Annotated in this window: 5 protein-coding genes and 1 pseudogene; 2 read left to right on the top strand and 4 right to left on the bottom strand. The window is 64.6% G+C overall.

Features of this window, described 5'->3' with window-relative positions:
* Both FLX08_RS39505 and FLX08_RS39500 read left to right on the top strand, forming a co-directional pair.
* Positions 1-1,706: NucA/NucB deoxyribonuclease domain-containing protein (locus FLX08_RS39505; RefSeq protein WP_208761974.1), on the top strand; the 1,706-nt coding region annotated here is incomplete at its 5' end.
* Between the two features lie 135 nt (positions 1,707-1,841).
* A complete protein-coding gene (locus tag FLX08_RS39500) occupies positions 1,842-2,423 on the top strand; it encodes a hypothetical protein (RefSeq protein ID WP_142625376.1) in 582 nt (193 codons plus the stop codon).
* A 191-nt stretch (positions 2,424-2,614) separates the two neighbouring features.
* Here FLX08_RS39500 and FLX08_RS41075 read toward each other — a convergent pair whose 3' ends face one another.
* From FLX08_RS41075 to FLX08_RS39485, 4 genes and pseudogenes are all read right to left on the bottom strand, one after another.
* On the bottom strand, positions 2,615-2,779 hold the full coding sequence (locus FLX08_RS41075; RefSeq protein WP_167530765.1) for a hypothetical protein: 165 nt from the start codon (positions 2,777-2,779) through the stop codon (positions 2,615-2,617).
* Positions 2,780-3,106: 327 nt separating this feature from the next.
* Entirely contained in the window at positions 3,107-4,681 is a 1,575-nt protein-coding gene (locus FLX08_RS39495; protein ID WP_142625375.1) for a hypothetical protein, read from the bottom strand.
* A gap of 6 nt (positions 4,682-4,687) precedes the next feature.
* Positions 4,688-5,089 (bottom strand): hypothetical protein, encoded by a 402-nt coding sequence (locus FLX08_RS39490; protein ID WP_142625374.1) that lies wholly within the window; start codon positions 5,087-5,089, stop codon positions 4,688-4,690.
* Positions 5,090-5,108: 19 nt separating this feature from the next.
* Positions 5,109-5,341, bottom strand: a pseudogene (locus FLX08_RS39485) (hypothetical protein); the annotation flags it as partial.

Here is a 5,341-nt window from a genome sequence, read left to right as displayed (position 1 = left end):
CCCCGCTGCGGATCGGCGCGGCCATGGCCGGAGCCATCGACGAGACCATGGTGTACCAGCGTCCGCTGTCGGCGGCCGGAGTCGCCGACCTGTTCACGCAGGCCCAGGCGGCTGAGGCTCCGGCAGTGCCGTCCGGCAAGGTGAGCCCGGCTCGTACGTCGCCCGGCATCACAACGAGCGCCTCTTCCACCGCCGCCGCGGATGACGGCAGCTTCTACAAGCGTATCCAGTTGGAGGACTGCCTGGCCCTGGATGACAACTACGACGGGGACAAGGCGGACACGTACGTGACCTGGATGAAGGGGGAGTACGCTTTCGGTCAGTCCCGAATCCATGAATCCACCTACAACTACTGCTGGTCGTCCTACATCTACGTCCTGGAATTCGCCGAAAATCCGTTCACGGGCGCGATGGTGAGGGCCGCGAAGCGGTCGTTGCTCAAGAAGGCGAAGAAGAAGAACGGGCAGTCGGTCGAGGTCGAGGACGACGACGCGTTCCGCTTCCGCGCCACCTGGGTCATGCACACCTTCCTCGGTAACGCGGGCGGGAAAGAATTCTCTCAGGGCCAGCTGTCGGCTCAGACGTTCAAGATATTCACCCGGCTCGACGGGTTCGCAGTCGTGGACGGCAACGGCAGCGTGAAGGTGCCGTCGAGCGATCTGAGCGGAATAAAGATGGGCGTCCACCCCGGCCCTGGGGCGGGGGCGTGTCGCTATCAAAGCGGGCCCAGAAGCCCCATTGACGTCTGGGAATGGAATGCCTACTCCGACGCCGAGTACATCTTCGGATGGGAGGGGATAACCAGCGGTGTTCACCGGTGCGAGGTCGGTGTCGTCGTCTTCATCCCGGGTGAGGACCAGAAGTCGGGCCTGGCCATCCCACTCTGGAACCGGAAACTGGTCGACACCCGCTACAAGGTCGAGAGGAACAGGGTTCTCCGGCACGGTTCCGGGATCCCCGTCAGTGAATGGGACGGTTACCCGTACACGGAACTGGTGCCCGTGGTCCAATGTGACTGGGAGAAAGCCGGTTGGGGGCCGCGCCAGCGGAAGGGGGGCTGCATAAATGCCTCGGTGCCACGAGTGTTCGTGATGTCCAAGAGTGGTAACACGAACTTCCTCGAAGTCATCCAGCATATCGAGAAGGCGCTTGATCCGAACGTCAACGCGGGCACCGCGCCGCCGAAGCGAGCCCGCCACGACTGGAGCAAGCCCGAGTTTCCGCCCGCGAGAACCAGCATCATGGTTCCCGAGAGCAAGACGATCTACGGCGACTGGAAAGACCCGAACAGCCCTCCGCTGATCAAAGTGAACACGGAGAAGGCGAACTACAACCGTCGCCATTTCGAGAAGTTGCAGTTCACCACGGACGTGGGGACCACTGCCGAACGGCGCTGGCCGGATCTCGACAAGGAGGACGTGAAGCCCTGGCATCTCACCTATGTCAACTACTGCAAATACTACTTCGGAGAGAAGTATGCAAATCCTGACAAGGTGGCTTACGGAGTCCCGCAGAAGAAGAGCGTGGCGTGTGATGAGTATCCGTTCGCATCGACCGAGCAAGGAGCTGGAAAGAGGGATGGCAACTACTCCATCCAAGCCGTCAGCAACGACCACAATGACGCGCACGGGGCGGCTCTGGACAAGTTCTACGCCGACTATCGGGTCGTACCCGGCAGCCAGTTCTGGGTCAAGATCGTGAGATAGCGGTGGGGGACCCGTGCGGCCGGACGATGCTCGCACCGGTCGCGAAGAATCCGCTTGACTAGGATGTCCATGAGGTGGAGGCGATCGTCTGACGGCCTCCACCTCATCGATATTCGTAATAATTGAAGGAGTAACATGCCGGACATGTCGCGGGCAATGCCCGCCGAGAGCCAGTGGGATCTCCTGGAGGAATACGGCTTGAACAGCTGGTTCGATGTGGCATGGATCGACGTGCCTGACACCGGCCGGGCTGCCGCATGTTTTCGGGCGGATCCGGATTCTGCCATTCCTTGTGATCTCGATGCGGCTTTCGCTCGGGCCGGGGACGACACACAGAACAATCTGCTCTGGATCGGGGCGCACTCCTTGGACTGGTCCGTCGCGGTCGCCATGAGCGGAAGTCTCTCATTCGAAAAGGAGGCGAGCGCGTCCGCGAGGCGTATTTTCACCCATAAGCATATGGCTGACATCTACGAGCTCAGCAATGAAGGAATGCTCTATTACTTCGACGGGAAGCTCATAGGCACGCTGGGGGTGATCGAAGAGTTCCAGGAGTGTACGCGAGACCTGGAAGTGGGCTGGGATGCCGGCTTCCGGCAGACGGTGGAGAGTTTCCTGATCTTGGCAGGGCGAATCACGGGGCGGTTTCTCGATCGGGACTGGTTCGCGACGCCGCGCGTCCTCTATCGCATTCCCGGTGACGCCTGGTCTCACTGATTGAGTCTTACGGTGTGCAGCACGCCGCCGAAACCGATCAACAACCGCGATAAGTTCTGCGCCCAGCCTTCACCAGGTCCAGGATTTTACGACGGAACTCGGGGGGATGCTGACCTCTCTTGGGGGTTCAGGCATGCCAGTCAACCAAAGGGACTCCACGAAAGCCGGTGAACATCAAAACTCGGCGCAATTCATTCGGCTGGGCAGGTGCCGCAGGGCAAGGTGGTGGCGAAGCCGGCGGACTGGCTGCCCCACAGCCGGCGATGCGGGATGCGAGAGGCTTCCGCGGCAGCGACGGCGACGGCCTGGGCCTCATCGCGAGTGACGGTGGTGGTGACGTACAGCGTCACGAGCATGAGTCCGACTCCGGTTGCTCCGCGGCGGCGGCCTGCCGAACGTGGCCTGTGCACCTGGTCCGGCAGGGGGACGTTCTGCCGTGGTGCCTCGTGCCAGGCCCAGCTCACGCTGATTCCGCTGTCGTGCCGGTAGTGATCGGGGTGCTCCTCCGCGCTAACCGGACCGGCCATCCCTCGTGTTCAATTGGAGCCGCCACACACGAAATCGCCTATGTCCTCGCGGGTGAGTTCGTCACCGGTTTGCTTGGGGACTGGCCCGGAGAACCCGGTGATGCACTGCACCCGATCGGCTCAACAGGTGGGGCGATGAGCGTCGCTCCCCCGCCACTACCTCGCCGGCTTGCTTGCCTGCCGCCCGCCGTCGGAATTGGACCTCGAGGCTGCCGTCACCGCGCGAACGGGGACCTCTGGGACGTTCGAGGTGTACTGCGATGCCGTCGCTCTGTTGACCACGGTGGTGTCGTCGAAGAGTGCCGAGACCAGGGCGGTATTCCGGCGGCGGTCAAGGATGGACAGCGCGACCATGACGCGCGGGCGCTCCGCGGGCGTCGCCGTATCGAGAGCAGCTCGATTCAGATCCGCAAGCACCGCGTTCGTGTAGCCGACGACGTCTCGGTACGCCCCCACGAGGGCGCGTACCGCGGATGCTCCCACCTGGCCGTTCACGGCAGCGGTGGTTCTCGACATCGCGTGGATCGCTTCGATCTGGCCAGGGGCGGTGACCTGCGCCAGATCACGATGGCCGAGTACGGCGAGGGCTTCTACGGCGTGCCGGACGGAAAGCAGGATCTGCGACATGTCCGCGGTCGTCGGCGCCAGCTCGGCTGGGGACTTCAGCGTCGGCAGGTTCCGCAGCTCGAAAGTCCACTCCGGGTTGGTCGAGATGAGACGGCCCATGCGAATGGTCATCTGGTCAAGGTGATCCGCGGGGCTCGGGCGTCGCTGGTCGAACAGGAGCCGCTGCCAGCGGTGCCGTATGGCCTGCCAGCGGTCGAGCACACGGTGAAGGCCTTCTGCGGACAGGCGTAGCGTGCGGCGGACAAGTAGTTCGCGGGCGGGATGCAGTTCGGTGTGCCGCCGGGTCAGCATTGTGACGGCCTGGTAGGCGCAGTGGAGGGCCACGACGGCGGCGGTGGCGTTGCGTCGGCAGTCCGCGGACGACAGCTGTCCTTCCGCCTCGTGCTGGGCCGTGCGTATGCCCTCGGCGTTCGTGATGATCCCGGCGCAGAGCTGCTCGACCGAAGCGGTCGCAGGTAGCGCGGACGGTGGCTGGGTCGCCCTGAGGGGTACGGCGGCCAGCGTCTCGGTGGCGCCCGGCGCCGTCACCCGGAAAGCGATGTCACCCGCGGTCTGCAGAGCGGTGACCAACCGGTCGAGCCGTACGCTGTCCAGACCCGCCCTGCGCACTTCGGCTCGGGCCGCCTGCATGACTCGGCCGAGAAGTTGTGCCTGGCGTGCCACGACGTCCAGCACCGCGTGCCGGACGCCCATGTCCTCGATCGCGTTCGCCCAGTCCGACCGTGGCTTGTAGTGCGTCTTCAGCAGGTCATGGCCGGTGCCGAGGGCGAGCGCGGCGCCGGCGACATGGACCGGGACGGGATGCGAGGTGTTGCGATTCCGGCCGGCGAGTTGCCGGTCGAGGTCGCGCAGGATCACGTCGGCTTCCTGCAGCAGGACACGCGGGTGGTTCACCCGATCCCACAGATGGGACAGCCGCTCGTGCGCGGGGGCGCGTTCAGGCGCGAGATCGTCCACGTATCGAAGCAGGACCGTCGTCATCCGGCGCGCCGGCTCGATCGTCGCGATGGCGGCGACGCCGGAAATGGAGCGCTCCGCGCAGTAGACGGCGGTGTTCATCTGCTCGGACGCCTCACGCAAGAAGTCGCCGAAGACGGTGGTCATGGCCGTTCACCCGCCCAGGAAAAGCTGAATGCGGGTCCCGCAGCGTGAGGCGGTCAGCGCGGCAAGCCGGGCGTCCGGGGTCTTCAGATCGAGAGCCCTTTCGGCCATCACCTCTCGGAGAAGCCCGCCCAGGGCAGCTATCGTCTCTGTGACAGCCGACCGGTCGTCGGCGTCCTTGAAGACCAGCGGCATCTCGTACGCCGTGGCGGGAACCGACCTCAACGCCGACGCTCCCTCGAACGCGGCGCTTCCGGCCGAGACCCACGCCGGAAATTCCTCTGGGGCGCTCGCGCCTTCCATGGCTCTGGCCGCCTCCGACGCGACCAGGAACGCGTGCAGAGCGGTGTCGACGTCGCGCCATGCCTCCAGCTCGGCGTGCGCCTTGGACAGCTCATCGATCAGGGACATGAGACCTCCTAGTGGCCCGTCACGCAACCTTGGCCGGGTAACTGGTCCAGCTTCTGATCGGTGAGCTGGCGGCGAAGTTGGTCTTGGGCTGGGCTCGGGCGTTGCGCCAGCGGACGTAGGCGCCGATCGCCGCGTTCTGCTCATCGTGGGTGCGGTGGTCGGTGCCGTTCAGGGCGTAGTACCGCAGCGCGGCGAACTCTGATTCGATCCAGTTCAGCCAGGAGCCGTAGGTCGGCAGGAATACCAGCTCCA

This window comes from Microbispora hainanensis (genome assembly GCF_006874475.1).
GTDB lineage: Bacteria > Actinomycetota > Actinomycetes > Streptosporangiales > Streptosporangiaceae > Microbispora > Microbispora hainanensis.
Note: the sequence above shows the minus strand (reverse complement) of the source record. Positions and strands in the feature narration are given on the sequence as shown.